19 protein-coding genes are annotated in these 20,241 nt (G+C 69.6%); 3 read left to right on the top strand and 16 right to left on the bottom strand.

The window, feature by feature from the left end; genetic code table 11:
• The first annotated feature begins 95 nt into the window (after window positions 1-95).
• Complete coding sequence (locus tag ACJX2R_RS13285) at window positions 96-1,358, top strand: IPT/TIG domain-containing protein (RefSeq protein WP_413100299.1); 1,263 nt, start codon at window positions 96-98, stop codon at window positions 1,356-1,358.
• A gap of 23 nt (window positions 1,359-1,381) precedes the next feature.
• Here the strand turns inward: ACJX2R_RS13285 and ACJX2R_RS13290 are convergent, their stop codons facing one another.
• The 11 genes from ACJX2R_RS13290 to ACJX2R_RS13340 form a co-directional block, all read right to left on the bottom strand.
• On the bottom strand, window positions 1,382-4,204 hold the full coding sequence (locus ACJX2R_RS13290) for a DEAD/DEAH box helicase (RefSeq protein WP_262704394.1): 2,823 nt from the start codon (window positions 4,202-4,204) through the stop codon (window positions 1,382-1,384).
• A gap of 187 nt (window positions 4,205-4,391) precedes the next feature.
• Complete coding sequence (tatC, locus tag ACJX2R_RS13295; protein WP_413100300.1) at window positions 4,392-5,363, bottom strand: twin-arginine translocase subunit TatC; 972 nt, start codon at window positions 5,361-5,363, stop codon at window positions 4,392-4,394.
• A gap of 62 nt (window positions 5,364-5,425) precedes the next feature.
• The gene (tatA, locus tag ACJX2R_RS13300; RefSeq protein WP_037956547.1) at window positions 5,426-5,713 is read right to left on the bottom strand and encodes a Sec-independent protein translocase subunit TatA; all 288 of its coding nucleotides are present in this window, start codon (window positions 5,711-5,713) and stop codon (window positions 5,426-5,428) included.
• Between the two features lie 249 nt (window positions 5,714-5,962).
• A complete protein-coding gene (locus ACJX2R_RS13305) occupies window positions 5,963-6,166 on the bottom strand; it encodes a hypothetical protein (protein WP_413100301.1) in 204 nt (67 codons plus the stop codon).
• 10 nt (window positions 6,167-6,176) lie between these two features.
• A complete protein-coding gene (locus ACJX2R_RS13310) occupies window positions 6,177-6,440 on the bottom strand; it encodes a hypothetical protein (RefSeq protein WP_044577890.1) in 264 nt (87 codons plus the stop codon).
• Window positions 6,433-7,392 carry a helix-turn-helix transcriptional regulator gene (locus tag ACJX2R_RS13315; protein ID WP_262704392.1) on the bottom strand — a complete coding sequence of 320 codons (960 nt, stop codon included), beginning with the start codon at window positions 7,390-7,392 and terminating at the stop codon, window positions 6,433-6,435. The genes ACJX2R_RS13310 and ACJX2R_RS13315 overlap by 8 nt, the downstream gene beginning before the upstream one ends.
• Window positions 7,393-7,412: 20 nt before the next feature.
• Complete coding sequence (locus ACJX2R_RS13320; protein WP_413100302.1) at window positions 7,413-8,378, bottom strand: helix-turn-helix transcriptional regulator; 966 nt, start codon at window positions 8,376-8,378, stop codon at window positions 7,413-7,415.
• Window positions 8,379-8,492: 114 nt separating this feature from the next.
• The gene (locus tag ACJX2R_RS13325; RefSeq protein ID WP_262704390.1) at window positions 8,493-8,867 is read right to left on the bottom strand and encodes an FKBP-type peptidyl-prolyl cis-trans isomerase; all 375 of its coding nucleotides are present in this window, start codon (window positions 8,865-8,867) and stop codon (window positions 8,493-8,495) included.
• Between the two features lie 39 nt (window positions 8,868-8,906).
• Window positions 8,907-9,902, bottom strand: coding sequence for an FKBP-type peptidyl-prolyl cis-trans isomerase (locus ACJX2R_RS13330; RefSeq protein WP_413100303.1), 996 nt, complete (start codon window positions 9,900-9,902; stop codon window positions 8,907-8,909).
• 113 nt (window positions 9,903-10,015) lie between these two features.
• A complete protein-coding gene (gene pafA / locus ACJX2R_RS13335) occupies window positions 10,016-11,377 on the bottom strand; it encodes a Pup--protein ligase (RefSeq protein WP_044577878.1) in 1,362 nt (453 codons plus the stop codon).
• A gap of 9 nt (window positions 11,378-11,386) precedes the next feature.
• Window positions 11,387-12,670 carry an MFS transporter gene (locus ACJX2R_RS13340; RefSeq protein ID WP_413100304.1) on the bottom strand — a complete coding sequence of 428 codons (1,284 nt, stop codon included), beginning with the start codon at window positions 12,668-12,670 and terminating at the stop codon, window positions 11,387-11,389.
• A 286-nt stretch (window positions 12,671-12,956) separates the two neighbouring features.
• On the opposite strand from ACJX2R_RS13340, the gene ACJX2R_RS13345 reads away from it, so the two are divergent.
• Window positions 12,957-13,937 (top strand): LacI family DNA-binding transcriptional regulator, encoded by a 981-nt coding sequence (locus tag ACJX2R_RS13345; protein ID WP_413100305.1) that lies wholly within the window; start codon window positions 12,957-12,959, stop codon window positions 13,935-13,937.
• An 85-nt stretch (window positions 13,938-14,022) separates the two neighbouring features.
• On the opposite strand, the gene prcA is transcribed toward ACJX2R_RS13345, so the two are convergent.
• The 5 genes from prcA to arc form a co-directional block, all read right to left on the bottom strand.
• Complete coding sequence (gene prcA / locus ACJX2R_RS13350; RefSeq protein WP_262704386.1) at window positions 14,023-14,790, bottom strand: proteasome subunit alpha; 768 nt, start codon at window positions 14,788-14,790, stop codon at window positions 14,023-14,025.
• 54 nt (window positions 14,791-14,844) lie between these two features.
• On the bottom strand, window positions 14,845-15,690 hold the full coding sequence (gene prcB, locus ACJX2R_RS13355) for a proteasome subunit beta (RefSeq protein WP_044577867.1): 846 nt from the start codon (window positions 15,688-15,690) through the stop codon (window positions 14,845-14,847).
• Window positions 15,691-15,799: 109 nt separating this feature from the next.
• The gene (locus ACJX2R_RS13360; protein WP_020872584.1) at window positions 15,800-16,018 is read right to left on the bottom strand and encodes a ubiquitin-like protein Pup; all 219 of its coding nucleotides are present in this window, start codon (window positions 16,016-16,018) and stop codon (window positions 15,800-15,802) included.
• Window positions 16,019-16,153: 135 nt separating this feature from the next.
• Window positions 16,154-17,665: a depupylase/deamidase Dop gene (dop, locus tag ACJX2R_RS13365; RefSeq protein WP_078956995.1), complete on the bottom strand. Its 1,512-nt coding sequence runs from the start codon at window positions 17,663-17,665 to the stop codon at window positions 16,154-16,156.
• Window positions 17,666-17,924: 259 nt separating this feature from the next.
• On the bottom strand, window positions 17,925-19,691 hold the full coding sequence (gene arc, locus ACJX2R_RS13370; protein WP_256651238.1) for a proteasome ATPase: 1,767 nt from the start codon (window positions 19,689-19,691) through the stop codon (window positions 17,925-17,927).
• Window positions 19,692-19,948: 257 nt separating this feature from the next.
• Between arc and ACJX2R_RS13375 the strand changes: the two genes are divergently transcribed.
• Window positions 19,949-20,239: a ferredoxin gene (locus tag ACJX2R_RS13375; protein ID WP_198276047.1), complete on the top strand. Its 291-nt coding sequence runs from the start codon at window positions 19,949-19,951 to the stop codon at window positions 20,237-20,239.
• Window positions 20,240-20,241 lie beyond the last annotated feature (2 nt).

A 20,241-nucleotide genomic window follows, 5' to 3' on the forward strand; every position in this document is an offset into this window, starting at 1 on the left:
ATGGCACACGGTGATTTCCGATCCCCCGTGCCCTGGCCGACGTCCCGCCGGTCAGGGCACGGCCGTCCGCACGGCTCAAGAAGGAGAAGGACGTCATGGCCCCCGTAGTGACCAGCGTCAGCCCCGCACAAGGCAATCCGGCCGGGGGCACCCCTGTCACCATCAATGGTTCCGGCTTCATCGGCGCCACCGTGGTCAGGTTCGGTCCGAATCTCGCCACCAATGTGGTCGTCGTGAGCAACACACAGATCACGGCAAGGACTCCGCCGGGAAGCGGCACTGTCAAGGTCACGGTCACGGGGCCGACGGGCACCAGCACCCAGAACGTGTTCTTCAGCTATACGACGGTCGCGGCTCCGGTGCTCACCACGCTCAGCCCGACCTCGGGGCCCACCGGCGGCGGCAATACGGTCACCATCACCGGCACCAACCTCACCGGCGCCACCCAAGTCCTCTTCGGCACCACACCCGCCACCATCCTCACCAACACCCCCACCCAAATCACCGTCACCGCCCCCGCCGGCACCGGCACCATCAACGTCACCGCCACCACCCCAAGCGGCACCAGCAACCCACTCCCCTACACCTACACCACCATCTCCACCCCCACCCTCACCAACCTCAACCCCACCTCAGGCCCCACCTCCGGCGGAAACACCGTCACCATCACCGGCACCAACCTCACCGGCACCACCCAAGTCCTCTTCGGCACCACACCCGCCACCATCCTCACCAACACCCCCACCCAAATCACCGTCAGCGCGCCGGCGGGACCGGCGTCGGTGGTGAACGTGACCGTCACCACGCCAGGGGGCACCAGCAATCCGCTGTCGTACATCTATGTCGCCGCCCCGGTCGTCACCGGTGTGAGTCCGCAGTTCGGTCCGGACACCGGCGGGAACTCCGTCACCATCACCGGCAGCGGGCTGGCCCTGGCCAGCGCCGTCAACTTCGGTTCCAGCCCCGCCACCGGCTTCACCGTGATCTCCGACAATCAGCTGACGGCGACCGCTCCCCCCGGCACCGGTACGGTCGTGGTCACCGTGACCACACCGGGCGGCACCAGCACTCTGGGCCCGGGGAACCCGTACTACACCTATCTCGGCGCCCCGGTGATCAATTCGCTGGTCCCGGACGAGGGTTCGTCGCTGGGCGGCGACTCCGTCACGATCAACGGCTCCAACCTCACCTACACCGACGCCGTGACCTTCGGGGGAGTCCCGGCCTCCTTCAGCGTCCTCTCGGACAACCTGGCCGTGGCGACGGCTCCGGCCCATGCGGCCGGAACCGTCAATGTTCAGCTCCACACCCCCGCGGGCAACAGCAACACCCTCCCCTTCACCTACGATCCGGCCTGAGCCCACCGCGGTGGGCGACGGGCTCAGCCGACCGAGGAGTACGCCACGACTCCACGCAGCAGCCCGTCGACCGCGCGGCGGGCGCTGCGCGCCACGGTGCCCTCGGGGGCCGCCGCGGCGATCTGGCCGAGCACATCGATCAGTTGCTTGGTCCAGCGCACGAAGTCACCGGCGGGCATGTCGATTTCGCGCAGCACCTCGTCGAGCCCATGGCCGGAGGCCCACCGGTAGGCGGCCCAGGCGAAGCCCAGGTCCGGTTCGCGCTGGCCGACGCCCTCCGCCTGGTTGATCTTGTGCTGCTCCTCCAGGGCGTCCAGCCGCCCCCATATGCGCACCATCTCGCCGAGCGCGTCCTTGGCCCGGCCCGGGGGCAGCTTGGGCGGCAGCGCGTCATCGGCCGTCCGCGCCTCGTAGACCAGCGCGGAGGCGCAGGCCGCGAGCTCGGCCGGGGGCAGCCCCTCCCAGACGCCCTCCCGCAGACATTCGCTGGCCAGCAGGTCCAGCTCGCCGTACAGCCGCGCCAGCCGTCTGCCCTCGTCCGTGACCTCGTCGCCGCGCAGATAGCCGAGCTCGCTCAGCAGGGAGCAGATCCGGTCGAAGGTGCGGGCGATGGTGTTCGTACGGCCCTCGATGCGCCGCTCCAGCTGCCGGGTGTCGCGCAACAGCCGGTGGTAGCGCTCGCCCCAGCGGGCGTGGTCCTCGCGGTCGCTGCACCCGTGGCAGGGGTGGGCGCGGATGGCCGCACGCAGCCGGCTGATCTCGGTGTCGTCGGCGGCGGGCGAGCGCTCCTTGCGGTGGCGCCGCATATCGTGGTGGCCGGCCTTGGTGCGCAGCGCGGAGGCCAGATCGCGGCGCGACTGGGGGCTGCGCGGATTGAACGACTTGGGGATCCGCATCCGGTCCAGCGGCTCGACCGGAACCGGGAAGTCGATCGACGCCAGCCGCTTGACCTGCCGCTCGGCGGTGAGCACCAGGGGCCGCGGCCCGTCGTGGTACTCCATGCCGCGGTGGCCGCCCACCCGCCCCGCGGGCAGCCCGGGGTCCAGCACCAGCGCGAGTCCGGCGAACTTGCCGGTGGGCACGTGGATGACATCGCCGGGGCGGAGCTTCTCCAGGGCGACCGCGGCGGCCGCGCGCCGCTGGGCGGCGCCCTGCCGGGCCAGCTCGGTCTCGCGGTCCTTCAGCTCGCGGCGCAGCCGCGCGTACTCGTCGAAGTCGCCGAGGTGGCAGGTCATGGAGGCGCGGTAGCCCTCCAGACCCTCCTCGTTGCGCTGCACCTGACGGGAGATCCCGACGACCGCCTTGTCGGCCTGGAACTGCGCGAAGGAGGTCTCCAGCAGCTCGCGCGAGCGGTGCCGCCCGAACTGGGAGACCAGGTTGACCGCCATGTTGTACGACGGCTTGAAGGAGGAGCGCAGCGGATACGTGCGGGTGCCGGCCAGCCCGGCGAGCGCCGCCGGGTCCATGGTGCGCTGCCACAGCACCACCGCATGGCCCTCGACGTCGATACCGCGCCGCCCGGCGCGGCCGGTCAACTGGGTGTACTCACCGGGGGTGATGTCGACGTGCTGCTCGCCGTTCCACTTGACGAGCTTCTCCAGCACCACCGAGCGGGCGGGCATGTTGATGCCGAGGGCGAGGGTCTCGGTGGCGAAGACCGCCTTGACCAGGCCGCGGACGAAGAGCTCCTCGACAACTTCCTTGAAGGTGGGGAGCATTCCGGCGTGGTGGGCCGCGATGCCCCGCTCCAGGCCCTCCAGCCATTCGAAGTACCCCAGCACATGGAGGTCTTCGTCGGGGATCCCGGCGGTGCGCTCCTCGACGATGGCCCGCACCCGGGAGCGCGCCGACTCGTCGTTGAGCCGCAGCCCCGCGTGGAGGCACTGCTGGACGGCGGCCTCGCAGCCGGCCCGGCTGAAGATAAAGGTGATGGCCGGAAGCAGCCCCTCGGCATCGAGCCGGTCGATCACCTCGGGGCGGCCGGGGGTCCAGATCCGGCTGCGCTGACGGCGCTCGCGCTCCCGGTCCGCCTCGCGCATATTGCGGCCGCGGCGCTTGTCACGGCCGAAGGTGGGGCGGCTGTTCTCCATCCGGGCCAGCCGGACCAGATCGGGGTTGACCTCACGGCGCCCGCCCTGGTCGCCGTCCTGGCCGCTCTTCTCCTCGAACAGGTCGTACATCCGGCGCCCGGCCAGCACGTGCTGCCACAGCGGCACCGGGCGGTGCTCGGAGACGATGACCTCGGTGTCACCGCGGACGGTGTCCAGCCAGTCGCCGAACTCCTCGGCGTTGGAGACGGTCGCGGAGAGTGACACCAGCGTCACCGACTCGGGGAGGTGGATGATGACCTCCTCCCAGACCGCGCCCCGGAACCGGTCGGAGAGGTAGTGAACCTCGTCCATCACCACATAGCCGAGGCCGAGCAGCGACTGGGAGCCGGCATAGAGCATGTTCCGCAGCACCTCGGTGGTCATCACGACCACCGGTGCCCCGGAATTGACGCTGTTGTCCCCGGTGAGCAGGCCGACCTGGTCGGCGCCGTAGCGCTTCACCAGGTCGGTGTACTTCTGGTTCGACAGCGCCTTGATGGGCGTGGTGTAGAAGCACTTGCGGCCCTGGGTCAGCGCCAGGTGGACGGCGAACTCGCCCACGATGGTCTTGCCGGAGCCGGTGGGAGCGGCGACCAGCACGCCCTTGCCGCTCTCCAGGGCCTTGCACGCCTCGATCTGGAACGGGTCCAGCTCGAAGTCGTACATCTCGCGGAAGGGGGCCAGCGCGGTGGCCTGCTCGGCGGCCCGGGCGCGGGACGCCGCATAGCGCTCGGCGGGAGATAGCTCGTCGGTCATCGTATCTACGAGCCTACCGGCCACCTCCGACAGCGCACGCGATCTTTATCGGGGCTTTGTTCGGCCCACCGGACCGGGCCGCTCACCGAGCCGCCCGCCGGGCCGTCCGATGGGACGGCCACAGGCGGGCGGGATGGGTGGGTACGGCCGGATACATCCGGATACGGGCGCGTACGGCCCGGTACTGCTATGTGACGTCGTCGTAGCCGTTGCGCCGGGTGGGGCCGGAGTCGTCCCCGTCGGTGAGCTCCGGCATGGCGCCGGGCGCGGCCACCGCCTCGGGGGTCAGATCCAGCTGGGACGCCTCGTCGTCGCTCAGCCCGAAGTCCGGGTCGGCTTCCCGGCGGCGCCTCTTGCGCCGGTCATTGAGCAGGGCGACGCCGACGGCGCCGAAGTAGAGCACGACGACCGGCCCGGCCAGGGCGAACATGCCGATCGGGTCGGTGCTGGGAGTGGCGATGGCGCCGAAGACCGTGATCCCCATGATCATGGCGCGCCACCAGCCGAGCATCCGGCGTCCGCTGAGGATGCCGGTGAAGTTCAGCAGGATCAGCAGCAGCGGAAGCTCGAAGGCGAGCCCGAAGACGACGACCATCCGGGCCAGCAGATCGAGGAAGTCGTCCAGTGGGAGGAGGTTGTTGGCCCCCTCCGGGGTGAAGCCGATGAGGACCTTGGCGCTGGTCGGCAGGATCAGGTACGCGAAGTACGCGCCGCCGACGAAGAGGGGGACGCCGAGCCCGACGAAGAACAGGCCGTACTTCTTCTCGTTGCGGTGCAGCCCGGGCGCGAGGAAGGCCCACAGCTGGTAGAGCCAGACCGGAGTGGCCACCACCAGACCGGTCGTGAAGGAGACCTTCAGCATGATCGTGAACGGCGACAGCAGACCGTTCACGGTGAAGTAGGCGCAGTCGTGGCCCTTGCCCCCCGCGCCCCCCTTGCCCGTGAGATCGGAGAACGAGACCCCGCCGCAGCCGACGGCGTCCAGCACCGGCCGCATCAGGAACTTCGCGATGTCCATGTAGTAGAACATCGCGATGATCGTGATCACACAGATCGCCAGGACCGATTTGAGCAGCCGGTTGCGCAACTCACGCAGGTGCTCGGAGAGGGGCATCCGCCCCTCGGGGTCCTTCTCCTTTTTGCGGGCAGACTTGAGCAACCCACGTCCTCATCTCGTGCGTCCGGTGGCGGCCCTTCGCGCCGCCTTCAAGTGGCCCTGGATCAGCGCTTGGTGGTGTCGCTCGGCTCCGACACCGGGCGCGAGCTGGTCACGTCTCCGGGCGCGGCCTGGATGGTGCGGTGAGTGGCGTCGTCCTGACCGGGGTGGGGCGGGTCGGCCGGCGCGCTCTGCTGCTGGCCGTCCGACTTCATGGCCTTCGCCTCGCTCTTGAGGATCCGGGCCGACTTGCCCAGCGAGCGCGCCATGTCCGGAAGCTTCTTGGCACCGAAAAGCAGCAGCACGACGACAAGGATGAGGAGAATCTCGGGAACGCCGATCTTTCCGAACAGCATAAGCGTCTACCTTCTCACCGAGGCGGCTGGGGGTGGGGCTGCCCGACCGGTCGGACAGGTGTCCGGCAGCCGTGCTGTCAGCGATCGTAGCGCGCGGGGGTAAACCGGAAGCAATCCCCGTGCGGACTCCGGGTTGCGGCCCTCCGCCTCGTTTCCGGGGCCACGAAATCTCAGCGTACCCCGCTTGGCTGTGGGGCAGCAGAGTGCCCATCAGCGGCGACCTTCACCACCGCCACGGCGCGGCTGTCACTGCCGACGCAGAGCGTCGACGGTTGACCCCAGCGGAGCCGAGGCCCGCTCCAGGTCCTCCGCGGCCCGGGTGATCCGCTCCGAGCTGGCCGACACCTGCCGGGCCAGCCTGCGGACCTCGGCGTAGACCCGCACCGAGAGCACGGTGAGAACGGCGATTCCGCAGAAGGCGAGGGCGAGGGCGAGCATCGGCCAGAGCATGCCGCAGAGCCTAGACGGTGGAGTGCAGCCGCAGTGTACGCACCCCGCCCCCGGTGAGCAGCTCCACGATCCGCTCCCCCGCCGGTTTGCGCACCGCGGTTCCGCAGTCGGGGCAGGTGAAGGAGTAGAAGGTGGTGCGGTGGCTGGCCCCGATGGCCAGCCGCAGGGCGCCCGCGGCCAGCTCGAACCGGCCGCGGCACTGCGGACAGGCTGCCTTGAAGATCACCGACGTGGCGCTCCCCCGTGCGGTCACTGTGTGCGTCCCTTCACTCACCGTACGCCGCGAGCGCCTGCCGCGCCGCGTCCCGAGCACTGTCCGCCAGCTCCCGCGGCGAGACGATCCTGCCGTCCCTGCCCAGCCGCAGCGCCAGCCGCCGCAGCGAGCCGGGGTCGGGTGCGCGCAGCGTGATCCGGAGGCCGCCGTCGGGCAGCTCATCGGCGCTGTCGTGCGGGTAGTACTCGGCGACCCAGCGCCCGCCGGGGCCGACCTCGACGACCACCTCGGGGTCCTCGGCGCCGGTCTGCACCAGGGCGGAGGACAGCTCCGACAGGTCGCGCAGCTCGATCGGCGGCGGGTCGGAGGCGTCGTCCAGCAGCTTGATCTCGACGACCCGGTCCAGCCGGAAGGTCCGCCGCGCCTCGGAGAGGCGGCACCACGCCTCCATATAGGTGCGGCCGACGGCGAAGAGCCGGATCGGGTCGACCTCGCGCTCGGTGATCTCGTCACGCGCGGGTGAGTAGTAGCGCAGCCACAGCCTGCGGCGCTCGGAGATGGCGCGGTCGACGTCGGCGAAGACCCCGCCCTCCGATTCGAAGATCACCGAGAGCCGGGAGCTGGCGCCCGCCGCCTCGCCCGCCGCGGCCTCCAGCTTGGCGGTGGCCCGCAGCAACGCGTCCCGGTCGCCCTCGCGCAGCCCGGGGAGGGTGGCGACCGCGCGGGCGGCGACCAGCAGCGCGGTGGCCTCGTCGGCGGCCAGCCGCAGCGGCTCGGCCACGTCATCGGGGTTGTGCCACCAGATCCGCTCGCCGTCGGTGTCGATGTCCATCAGATCGCCGCCGCGGAAGCTGGTGCCGCACAGCGGCAGCACATCCAGGTCGGCGATCAGCTCGTCCTCGCTGATGCCGAAGGCCCGGGCGACGTCGGCTACGCGGGCGCCGGGGCGCTCGCGCAGATACGTCACCAGGGAGAGCATCCGCCGGGTCTGGTCAATGGCGTTTCCGGCCATGGTGAAGTAGATCCGTCCCCTCAGCCCTTGGCGACCGCGCGCAGCCGGTCCACGACATCCGCCCGCAGTTCCTCGGGCGCCAGTACGACCACATCCGGGCCGAACTCCACGAGCCAGGCGTCCAGGCCGTGCCCGTAGGGAATCTCCAGCTCGTCCCAGCCGTCGCCGCCCTCCCGGGTGGACAGCGCCTTCGCCCGCAGCGGATAGCCGTGGCCCGAGCGCAGCCGGATCCGGGCGGTGCCGTTGGCGGTCTCGCCCGCCCAGCTCTCCACGGTCTCCCGGACGGTGACGTGGTCGGGCACCTCGGTGGTGAACGCGCCGGACCGCAGCCGGACCCGGCCGGTGATCCGGGAGAGCCGGAAGACCCGCTCGGCGGCGCGGTCGCGGTCCCATCCGGCGAGGTACCAGTGGCCGCGCCAGCACTCCAGGGTCCAGGGCTCGACCTGCCGCTGCTCGGGGCGCGCGGCGTTCGCCTTGCGGTAGTCGAAGACGACGGGGCGGCGGTCGCGGCAGGCGAGCATCAGCGGTTCGAAGGCGCTCTCATGGACCGGGATGCGCGGCTCCAGCGCGCTGTGCCCGGGCGTGTCGTAGGGATCCTCGGCGACCGGCATCCCGGCGGCGCGCAGCTTCTGAAGTGCGCCGCTGGCGGCGCCCGCGAGCCGGGCCTGCTGCCAGACCTTGGCGGCGAGGCCGAGTGCGGCGGCCTCCTCGGCGTCGAGGGTGATCGGCGGGAGGCGGTTGCTGTCCCGGCGGGCGAGATAGCCGATCTCGCCGTCGAGGCCCTCCACCGTCTCGATGATCAGGCCGAGTTCGCGCAGATCGTCCTTGTCGCGTTCGAACATGCGGTTGAACGCTTCGTCATTGGCCGTGTCGGTCTGGAGGTACGCCTCTATGGAGCCCCGCAACTCCCGTTTGGTCAGCGGACGCCGCGTTCCCAGCAGGCACAGGGCCAGGTTCATCAACCGCTCGGCCTTGGCAATCGCCATCGACGCCCTTTCTTCGTGACCTTACGCACGTGACCGTACCGCTACCGGGACGCACGGCAAAAGCCGAGGGCCCCCGCTCACCGGCAGGAGCCCTCGGCGCGACGGACGGCCGTCTCAGACGGAGACCAGGTCGCAGACGAAGATCAGCGTCTCGCCCGGCTTGATCCGGCCACCACCGGCGCCCCGGTCGCCGTAGCCGAGGTGCGGCGGGACGATGAGCTGGCGGCGGCCGCCGACCTTCATCCCCTGGAGGCCCTGGTCCCAGCCGGAGATGAGCTGGCCCACACCGAGCTGGATCCGCAGCGGGGTGCCGCGGTTGTAGCTCGCGTCGAACTCCTCACCCGTGCTGAAGGCGACGCCCACATAGTGCACGGCGATGTTGTCGCCGGCCTTGGCCGCGGGCCCGTCGCCCTCCCAGATGTCCTTGATCTCCAGCTCGGCCGGCGGCTCGCCGCCCGGGAAGTCGACCTCGGGCTTCTCGATGCTCACGAAATTGCTCCTTGTGACGTGGTGGGCAACCCGCACAGGCTACAGAACCGCCAGGATGTCCACGGAGAACACCAGCGTGGAGTTGGCGGGGATGCCCTTCTGGGCCGCCTTGCCGTAGCCCAGGTCCGGGGGCACGACGACCAGCACCCGGCTGCCCACCTTCTTCCCCGTCAGCCCCTGCGACCAGCCCTTGACGACCTGCTGGAGCGAGAACTGGGCGAGCTCGCCGCGCTTGTAGGTGGAGTCGAACTCCTTGCCGCCGTCCCACAGCACGCCCCGGTACTGGACGAGCAGCGCGTCGGTCTTCTTGACCTCCTTGCCGTCACCCTCGATGACGTACTCGGAGACCAGCTTCTTCGGCGCGGACTTCTTGGGGACGGTGATGCTGGGCGCCTTGCCGTCGGTGTTGGTGGACACCTTGGGCAGGTCGGCGTCGGTCTGGGCCACCTTGCTGCCCTTGGCCGAGCTCTTGGCGTCGTAGGCGCCGACGAGGTCGATGACGAAGACCAGCGTGTCGGTGCCCTTGATACCGGCCTGCGGCTGCCCCTGCTTGCCGTAGGCGTACGCGGGCGGGACGGCCAGCTCCAGCCGGCTGCCGAGGTTCCGGCCCAGCAGTCCCTGGTCCCAGCCCGGGAGCACCTGGCCCTTGCCCACGGGGAAGGCGGCGGTCTTCTTCTTGTCGAAGGTGTTGTCGATGACCTTCCCGGTGTCCCAGATCTGCGCCAGGTAGTTGATCTGGAGCCAGTCGCCCTTGGCCGTCTTCTTGCCGTCGCCCTGGCTGATCGTCTTGACCGCGAGGCTCTGCGAGGGCTTCCCCGTGCCCTTGGCGACCTTCGGTTTCTCGCCGAACTTCTTACCCGCGGTAATGGCCGGCACCGGGCCGGAGACGATCTTGCCGCTGGGGGCCGGTGAGGGACTCTGGCTCGTCGGCTCCTTGGACGGCTTGGTCTTGTCGGACCCTGATTCATCGTCACCGCAGCCCGCGAGTGTCAGCAGGCCCGCGGGCACGGCAAGGAGTACGGAGCGTCGACGCACGGAGTCCTCGTTAGGTAGATCTTGAGATGGCCAGTGCGCGCCACTCTACGACGTGACTCGGGCCCCGTCCGGGGAACGCACGGGGCCCGAGGGGAAGGTAAGCCGTACGCCGGTCACATACCGGCGATCAGCTTCTCCACCCGGTCGTCGACCGAGCGGAACGGGTCCTTGCACAGCACGGTGCGCTGCGCCTGGTCATTGAGCTTCAGATGCACCCAGTCGACGGTGAAATCGCGGCGCTGCTCCTGGGCCCGGCGGATGAAGTCGCCGCGCAGCCGGGCGCGGGTGGTCTGCGGTGGCACCGACTTGCCCTCGAAGATCTTCAAGTCGTTGCAGACCCGGGCCGCCTGGCCGCGCTTCTCCAGCAGGTAGTAGAGGCCGCGGCGGCGGTGGATGTCGTGGTAGGCGAGGTCTATCTGGGCGATGCGGGGATGCGACATGGTGATGTTGTTCTTCGCCCGGTACTGCTCGATGAGCTGGTACTTCATCACCCAGTCGATTTCGGTGCCGATCCGGTCGAGCTCCTCGGTGCGGATCGCGTCGAGGGTGCGGCCCCACAGCTCGAGGACGCGCTCGACCATGCCGGTGCGGATGCCCCGGCGCTCGCAGAAGTCGACGGCCTTCTCGTAGTACTCCTGCTGCACCTCCAGGGCGGACGCCTCGCGCCCGCTGGCGAGCCGCACCTTGCGCTGCCCGGTGATGTCGTGACTGACCTCGCGGATCGCCCGGATGGGGTTCTCCAGGGTCAGGTCGCGCATCACCGTGCCCGCCTCGATCATGCGGAGCACCAGGTCGGTGGCGCCGACCTTGAGCAGCATGGTGGTCTCGGACATGTTGGAGTCGCCCACGATGACGTGCAGCCGGCGGTAGCGCTCGGCGTCGGCGTGGGGTTCGTCGCGGGTGTTGATGATCGGCCGGGAGCGGGTCGTGGCGGAGCTGACGCCCTCCCAGATGTGCTCGGCGCGCTGGCTGACGCAGTAGACCGCGCCACGGGGGGTCTGGAGGACCTTGCCCGCGCCGCACAGGAGCTGTCGCGTCACCAGGAACGGGATGAGAATGTCGGCGAGCCGGGAGAACTCCCCGTGCCGTGCCACCAGATAGTTCTCGTGGCAGCCGTAGGAGTTGCCCGCGGAGTCGGTGTTGTTCTTGAAGAGATAGACGTCGCCCGCGATTCCCTCCTCGTGCAGGCGGCGTTCCGCGTCCACGAGCAGACCTTCGAGAATGCGCTCGCCCGCTTTGTCGTGGGTGACCAGCTCGGTCACGTTGTCACACTCGGGTGTCGCGTATTCCGGGTGTGAGCCCACGTCGAGATAGAGGCGGGCGCCGTTGCGCAGGAAGACATTGCTGCTGCGGCCCCAGGAGACGACACGGCGGAAGAGGTACCGCGCCACTTCGTCAGGAGACAACCGGCGCTGTCCCCTGAATGTGCACGTGACGCCGTACTCGTTCTCCAGCCCGAAAATGCGGCGGTCCATGCCTGAACATTACGCCTGATGGCGTGCTCTGAAACCGGGTTCGGCGGCATGGTTGCGATCATTTTCCGCACGAGGTTCATCCGGTGTTCGGTGCGTGGTCGGCCGGACGACGGGCCGCGGCCCGTCCAGGAGGAACCGCTGGGCCGCCAGCAGCACCGCCAGCGCGGCCGCGCCACCGGCCGCGGGCACCGCGAATCCGGGGACCACCCCGCCGAGCTGGACGGCGGGCCCGGCCACGGCGGTGCCGACCGCGTTGCCCACCACGAAGGTGGTCACCAGCCAGGAGAACGCCTCGGTGACCGTGCCGGACGGCGCGTGGCGGTCCACGACGACGAAGGCGCAGGCCAGCGCCGGGGCGAGAAACACGCCCGCCACTCCGGCGAGGACGGTCATCATGACGACGCCCGGCACCAGCACCAGCGGCAGATAGCCCAGCGTCAGCGCGGCCACCAGCAGCCGCAGCCGCCGTTCGGGCGCGCCGGGCCAGGTGCGGCCGCCGTAGACGATGCCGCCGGCCAGCGCGCCCACGCCGAGGGCGGAGAGCAGAGCGCTGGAGACCGCGCCGCCGCCGTGCTCGTCGGCGTACGCCACGGCGGCCACCGCGATGGCGCCGAGGGCGAGCCCGATGAAGAAGAACGAGCCGAGCAGCACCAGCAGCCCGGGCGAGCGCAGCGCGCCCAGCCAGTGCGCCTCGCGCGGCGCGGAGCGCCACTGCCGCGAGGGCCGCGAGACCACGACGGAGAGTGCGCCCGCGACCCCGACGGCGTTGATGACCAGCAGCGCGGCCGCCTCGGACCACACGGCCACGGACAGGGTGACCAGCAGCGGGCCGACCGCGAACATCACCTCCTGGGCCACGGCGTCCAGCGCGTACGCCGCGTGCACCTGGTCCTCGCGCCGCAGCACCGTGGGCCACAGCGCCCGCAGCCCGCCCTCCAGCGGCGGGGTGAACAGCCCGGCGATCAGCATCGCCGCGTACGCCACGGGCAGCGGGTCGAGCCCGACGACGGCGAAGAGGACCATCCCGAGCGCGGAGGCCACGGCGGCGGGGAGCATCACCCGGGGCTGGCCGAGGTGGTCCACGGCCCGGCCCAGCAGCGGCTGGCCCATCGCGTTGGCCGCGCCGTAGACGGCCGAGAGCGCCCCGGCGAGGGCGTAGCTGCCGCCCTCGGCGCGGGCGAAGAGCAGCACGGCCAGGGCGGCGGTGGCGTTCGGGAGCCGCCCCAGCAGCGTGCCGGTGAGCAGCCGTGCCGCGTGCGGGGTGCGCAGCAGTTCCCCGTAGCCAGCCGCCATTGCCTGCCCCTTCCTGTGGTTTCCGGTGGGTTCCGCCGGGTTGTCGCGAGCGCGTCGCGGGTCGTGAGCGACGTTGTACGTATAACGTCCAGCGTCATACGTACCATGGCCGCCACCGCGGGTCCACTCGCGGGCCGGAATGAGCAGCCTGCGGTCAGCCGTACGGCGACTGAGGGGAGCGGAGGCGATGGTGGCGAGCGCGGACCGCGCCCACTCGGCGGGCGGAGCCCCCGGGAAAGGTTCCCGGGGAACCGGCCGGACGGGTGAGCGGGCGACGAGCCGGGATGTGGCGCGCGCGGCCGGCGTGTCCCAGGCGACCGTCTCGCTGGTGCTCGGGGAGAAGTGGCCCGGACGGGTCTCCGAGCGCACCGTGGAGACCGTGCGCGCCGCCGCGCGGGATCTCGGCTACCGCCCCAACCTCGCGGCCCGCAGCCTCCGCCTGGGCCGCACCAGGACCGTGCTGCTGGTGGTGCCCGCCCTCACGACCGAGTTCTTCGCCCGCGTCTACACCGGCGCCGCGCGGGTCGCCGCCGACCACGGCTTCGGCGTGGTGCTCTATCCGTCCCCCGAGGGCGTGGGCCCGGCCCGGGACCCGTTCGACTCGGCGCGCGCCTCGCTGGACGGGGTGATCGCCTCCTCCATGGCGGCCGACGCCCTGGTCGCCGTGCGCGGCGGCGGGCTGCCGCTGGTGATGCTCGACAGCGACCCGGACGACGCGGCCGCGGCGGCCACGGTCAACCTGGACATCGCGGACGGGGCGCGGCAGGTGGCCGGGCATCTGCTGGGGCTCGGGCACCGCCGGGTGGCGCATCTCGCGGCGGCGGTGGACTCCTGGACCTTCCGGGTCCGCGCCCGGGCGCTGGCGGAGGCGGTGGACGGGGTTCCGGGCACCGCGCTGAGCGCCGAACCGGCGGGGCTGAGCGTCGAGGAGGGCCGCCGGGCCGCCGAGCGCGTCCTGGCCCGCCCGGGGCCCCGGCCGACCGCGCTCGTCTGCGACGACGACATCCTGGCAGCGGGTGCCTGCAAGGCGGCCCGGCGGCTGGGGCTGCGGATTCCGGACGACATCTCGGTGACCGGCTTCGACGATCTGGCCCTGGCCACGGCGCTGGAGCCGGAGCTGACCACGGTCCGGCTCCCGGCGGAGGCGGTGGGCGCGGCCGGTATGCGGGCGCTGATGACGCTCCTGGACGGCGAGACACCCCAGGACACCGTGCTCCCCGTCGATCTGCTCCCCCGGGGCTCCACGGCCCCTCCTCCACGGCCCTGAACCCGGGCCCTGACCCGATGACGCCCACCGCCGCCCCGGCGGGCCGGGGCGGCGGTGGCGGTGAGGCGAAACGGCGGTGGCCGGGTCAGTCCTCGGACTCCGAGGAGGACTCCTCCGAGGACTCGGCCGACGCCTCCGCGTCGGCCCCGCCCTCTCCGGCCTCCAGGAGCCGGGAGAGCTGGCCGCCCAGGACGCGCTTGAACTTGCGCTTCTGGGGGCGGGTGCGGTCCAGGACCGCGACCTCGAGCTGCTCGGCGGTGAGGCTGCGCTCCCCGCCGTTGTTGTCACGGGAGAGCGAGTCGACGGCCAGCTTGAGGGCCTCGGCCAGGGTCATGCCGTCCCGGTGGCGCTGGTCCAGGTAGCTGCTGATCTGGTCGGCGTTGCCACCGACGGCGACCGAGCCGTGCTCGTCCACGATGGAGCCGTCGTGCGGAAGCCGGTAGATCTGGTCGTCCTCGGGGCCCTCCCCGACCTCGGCGACGATCAGCTCGACCTCGTACGGCTTCTCGGCGGCGCTGGAGAAGATCGTGCCCAGGGTCTGGGCGTAGACATTCGCCAGCCCGCGGGCCGTGACATCCTCGCGGTCGTAGGTATAGCCACGCAGATCGGCGTAACGGACACCGCCGATGCGCAGATTCTCGAATTCGTTGTACTTACCGACCGCCGCGAAGGCGATCCGGTCATAGATCTCACTGACCTTGTGCAGCGCGCGGGACGGGTTCTCCGCAACGAAGACGATGCCGTCGGCGTACTGCAACACGACCACGCTGCGGCCGCGCGCGATGCCCTTACGGGCGTATTCCGCGCGGTCGGCCATGGCCTGCTGAGGAGAAACATAGAACGGCGTCGTCACCGGCTGTCCGTCCCTTCTGTCATCGGCGAATGCATTCCGGTAGGACCGTCCTCATCAGAGCAGGGCGGCGCGGGGGCCGTCCGGCTCCTCGAGGCGCCGTTCATGGATGGCGCGGGCGAGTTCGGACACCTCGTCCTCGCTGAACCTCTTGAAACCGTCCTCGGTGAGGGAGGTGATGATCGGATAAATACGGCGGGCGAGATCCGGCCCTCCGGTGGCCGAATCGTCGTCGGCGGCGTCATAGAGCGCCTGGAGCACGGCCGTGGCGGCCTGCTCCTCGGTCGAATCCTCGCGATAGAGCTTCTTGAGCGCGCCCCGGGCGAACATCGAGCCCGAGCCGGTGGCGGCGAAGCCGCGCTCCTCCGAACGCCCCCCGGTCACGTCGTAGGAGAAGATGCGGCCCTTCTCCCGGTCGACGTCCCACCCCGCGAAGAGCGGGACCACGGCAAGGCCCTGCATCGCCATGCCGAGGTTGCCGCGGATCATGGTCGACAGCCTGTTCGCCTTGCCCTCGAGCGAGAGCACGGTGCCCTCGACCTTCTCGAAGTGCTCCAGCTCCAGCTGGAAGAGCTTGACCATCTCCACCGCGATACCGGCGGTCCCCGCGATTCCGACCGCCGAGAACTCATCGGCGGGGAAGACCTTCTCGATGTCACGCTGCGCGATGACATTGCCCATGGTGGCGCGGCGGTCACCGGCGAGCACCACACCGCCGGAGAAGGTCACCGCCACGATGGTGGTGCCGTGGGGGGCCTCGATGGCGCCCTGCACCGGGGGCAGTGGACGGTTCCCCGGAAGCAGCTCGGGCGAGTGGTCGCCCAGGAAGTCCATGAACGACGAGGAGCCGGGCGTCAGGAAGGCAGCCGGCAGACGCCCTGTGCTACGAGTGTTGGCTTCCACACGTTTCCTTCCACCAGATCTTGAAATGATGCACGGACCATACCCCTGGCCATGGAAGTCATCCGTCCTGCGTCCCCTCCGCGGGGACGCAGGACGGAGAAGACGCGCCTTACTGCCCGCCCTTCTGGACGAAAGACCTCACGAAGTCCTCCGCGTTCTCCTCGAGCACGTCGTCGATCTCGTCCAGCACGGAGTCGACGTCGTCCGAGAGCTTCTCCTGCCGCTCCTTGAGGTCGTCCGCGGCCTGCGCGTCCTGCGTCTGCTCCTCGACCTCTTCGGTCGAGCGCGACGCCTTCTGCTGACCGCCGCCGGTGTCCTTGGTCGCCATTTCCCTCACCCCGCTCGGTTCGCCCGCTGATTCGATCGGTCTCAAGATCAGACCCTACAAGCAGGGTCCGACATCGGCCTCCCACTCACTACAACGTACGGAGGCCACCTCGATGATTCCCGGCTCAAGGGCATTTCAGCCTCCGGACAGCACCCGGACCAGGTCCTCGGCCGTGCGGCAGCGGTCCAGCAACTCCTTGACGTGGTTGCGGGTGCCGCGCAGCGGCTCCAGGGTGGGAACCCGTTGCAGAGAGTCACGGCCCGGCAGGTCGAAGATCACCGAGTCCCAGGAGGCCGCGGCCACGTCGTCCGCGTACTGCTCCAGGCAGCGGCCGCGGAAGTAGGCGCGGGTGTCCTCCGGGGGCTTGTTCTGGGCGCGTGCGATGTCCTGGTCGTCCAGCAGCCGCTTCATCTTGCCGCGTGCCACCAGCCGGTTGTAAAGGCCCTTGTCCGGGCGTACGTCGGCGTACTGGAGGTCCACCAGATGGAGCCTGGCCGCGTCCCACTCCAGGGCGTCGCGGCGGCGGTACCCCTCGAGCAGCTCCCGCTTGGCGATCCAGTCCAGCTCGCCGGACAGGCTCATGGGGTCCCGCTCCAGCCGGTTCAGCACGTCCTCCCAGCGGGCCAGGACGTCCCGGGTCTGCTCGTCGGCGTCCGCCCCGTAGCGGTCCTCGACGTATTTGCGGGCCAGCTCGAAGTACTCCATCTGGAGCTGCACCGCGGTAAGCGTACGGCCGCTGCGCAGCGTGACGAGACGGCGCAGCGTCGGGTCGTGCGAGACCTGGTGCAGGGTGCGCACCGGCTGGTCCACCGCGAGGTCCACGGCGATAAAGCCGTCCTCGATCATCGACAGCACCAGGGCGGTGGTGCCCAGCTTGAGGTACGTCGACAGCTCGGAGAGGTTGGCGTCGCCGATGATCACATGGAGCCGGCGGTACTTCTCGGCGTCGGCGTGCGGCTCGTCGCGGGTGTTGATGATCGGGCGCTTGAGCGTGGTCTCCAGACCGACCTCGACCTCGAAGTAGTCCGCCCGCTGGCTGATCTGGAAGCCGTGCTCATGGCCGTCCTGGCCGACGCCGACGCGGCCCGCGCCCGTGACGACCTGGCGGGAGACGAAGAAGGGCGTCAGGTGGCGCACGATGTCCGAGAAGGCGGTCTCCCGCTTCATCAGGTAGTTCTCATGCGTGCCGTAGGAGGCGCCCTTGTTGTCGGTGTTGTTCTTGTAGAGGTGGATGGGCTGGCCGCCGGGCAGCTCGGCGGCGCGCAGCGCGGCCTCGGCCATGATGCGCTCGCCGGCCTTGTCCCAGAGCACCGCGTCCCGGGGATTGGTGACCTCGGGGGCGGAGTACTCGGGGTGGGCATGGTCCACATAGAGCCGCGCGCCATTGGTGAGGATCACATTGGCCAGGCCGATGTCCTCGTCCGTGAGCTGGCTGGCGTCGGCGGACTCGCGTGCGAGGTCGAATCCGCGGGCGTCCCGCAGCGGGTTCTCCTCCTCGAAGTCCCAGCGGGCGCGGCGCGCCCGGTGCATCGCCGCCGCGTAGGCGTTGACGACCTGGGATGAGGTGAGCATGGCATTGGCGTTCGGGTGCCCCGGGACGGAGATCCCGTACTCCGTCTCGATTCCCATTACGCGCCGTACGGTCATGCGGCCCTCCTTGCCCGGCGCCGCCCCCGGCTGGGATCGGCGCTCAAGTACCGCTGCGCTCCCGGTCCATCTGCGGCCCCCGATCCCCCGTGCCGCGATACTGCGGTACCGAAGAGCCTAGAACGGCCAAGCGGTGCTGCGGAGATCATTACAGTCATTGCTCCGGTCGGGCTCGTAGGACTCATACGAAGAATGCGGTCCGAAAAGCGCATCCGGCTGCGGATGCCCCGTCCAGGACATCCGCAGCCGGACCGCGGTGTTACAGGTACTGACCGGTGTTCGCCACCGTGTCGATGGAGCGTCCGGTGTCCGCGCCCTGCTTTCCGGTGACCAGGGTGCGGATGTACACGATCCGCTCGCCCTTCTTACCGGAGATCCGGGCCCAGTCGTCCGGGTTCGTGGTGTTGGGCAGGTCCTCGTTCTCCTTGAACTCGTCCACGCAGGCGGCGAGCAGATGGGAGACACGAAGGCCCTTCTGGTTGTGGTCCAGGAAGTCCTTGATCGCCATCTTCTTGGCGCGGTCCACAATGTTCTGGATCATGGCGCCGGAGTTGAAGTCCTTGAAGTAGAGGACTTCCTTGTCGCCATTGGCGTAGGTGACCTCCAGGAAGCGGTTCTCCTCGGACTCGGTGTACATCTGCTCGACCACCGACTGGATCATCCCGCCGATCGCGGCCTTCGGCGACCCGCCGTGCTCGGAGAGGTCGTCGCCGTGGATCGGCAGGGACTCCGTCAGGTACTTCGAGAAGATGTCCTTGGCGGCCTCGGCGTCCGGACGCTCGATCTTGATCTTCACATCGAGGCGGCCGGGGCGCAGGATCGCGGGGTCGATCATGTCCTCACGGTTGGAGGCACCGATGACGATCACGTTCTCCAGGCCCTCCACACCGTCGATCTCGGAGAGCAGCTGGGGGACGATGGTGTTCTCCACGTCCGAGCTGACCCCGGAGCCACGGGTGCGGAAGAGGGAGTCCATCTCGTCGAAGAAGACGATCACGGGCGTGCCCTCGCTGGCCTTCTCCCGGGCCCGCTGGAAGACCAGCCGGATGTGCCGCTCCGTCTCGCCGACGTACTTGTTGAGCAGCTCGGGGCCCTTGATGTTGAGGAAGAAGCTCTTCCCCGCGGGCTTCCCGGTCACCTCGGCGACCTTCTTGGCAAGGGAGTTGGCCACGGCCTTGGCGATCAGCGTCTTACCGCAGCCGGGCGGGCCGTACAGCAGCACACCCTTGGGCGGCCGCAGTTCGTGCTCCTTGAAGAGGTCGGGGTAGAGATACGGGAGCTCGACCGCGTCGCGGATCAGCTCGATCTGGTTTCCCAGACCGCCGATCTTGTTGTAGTCGATGTCCGGCACCTCTTCGAGGACGAGCTCCTCGACCTCGCTCTTCGGTACCACCTCGTAGACATAGCCGGACCTGGACTCGAGCAGCAGGGCGTCACCGGGCCGGATGGTGGTGCTCAGCAGCGGCTCCGCCAGCCGCACCACCCGCTCCTCGTCGGTGTGCCCGATCACCAGGGCGCGCTCGCCGTCCTCAAGGACTTCCTTGAGGGTGACGATGTCCCCGGCGCGCTCGAACTCCATGGCCTCGACCACATTGAGCGCCTCGTTGAGCATGACCTCCTGGCCGCGCTTGAGGTCGTCGAGCTCGACGCTTGGGCTGACATTCACCCGGAGTTTACGGCCCCCGGTAAAGATGTCCGCCGTACCGTCCTCGTTCGCCTGTAGAAAGGCTCCGAAACCGGCCGGCGGCTGTGCGAGCCGGTCGACCTCCTCCTTGAGGGCCACGATCTGGTCTCGGGCCTCACGGAGTGTGTTCGCGAGCCGCTCGTTCTGTGCGGAGACTCCCGCCAGATTGGTCTGCAGCTCGACGATCCGCTCTTCGAGAATCCTCGTATGACGCGGAGAGTCGGCGAGCTTGCGGCGCAGGACGGCGATTTCCTGCTCGAGATAGGCAACCTGGCCGGCAGGGTCGTCAGACCCCCGCCCCGGCCGGATGCCGCGGTTGATGTCGTCGTCGTGGGCTGCCACGGTCCTCACCTCCTCCAAGGGGAGCTGGACGCTTCCTGACCCTACCTGGGCCGGTGCGGGTTGAAACCCCTAGATCACAAACCCGGTCGGCGTGTGTCCGATCTTCACCCTTGCGCACTCCCTCACGCCAGGTGAATACCCACCCAACAACATCGGAAAGCGAGCGGTTGTATCGTCGACACGGTCAACACCCGTCAGGGTTGGCGATATTTAGACAATGTTGAATCGCGTATCGAAGGAACAGGAGGGGGCACACCGTGCGGAACGAGGAGCTCGGCGGTCTTGAGGTCTGGATCGACCAGGATCTGTGCACCGGGGACGGCATCTGTGCCCAGTACGCTCCCGAGGTCTTCGAACTCGACATCGACGGTCTAGCCTACGTCAAGAGCGCCGACGATGAGCTGCTACAGGACAAGGGCGCGACCACCCCGGTCCCCGTGGCCCTGCTGACCGAGGTCAGGGATTCCGCCAAGGAGTGCCCCGGCGACTGCATCCATGTACGCCGCGTCACGGACCGGGTCGAGGTCTACGGACCCGACGCGGAGTGACA

It is taken from the genome of Streptomyces sp. Inha503 (genome assembly GCF_047215865.1).
GTDB classification, from domain to species: Bacteria; Actinomycetota; Actinomycetes; order Streptomycetales; family Streptomycetaceae; genus Streptomyces; species Streptomyces lycopersici.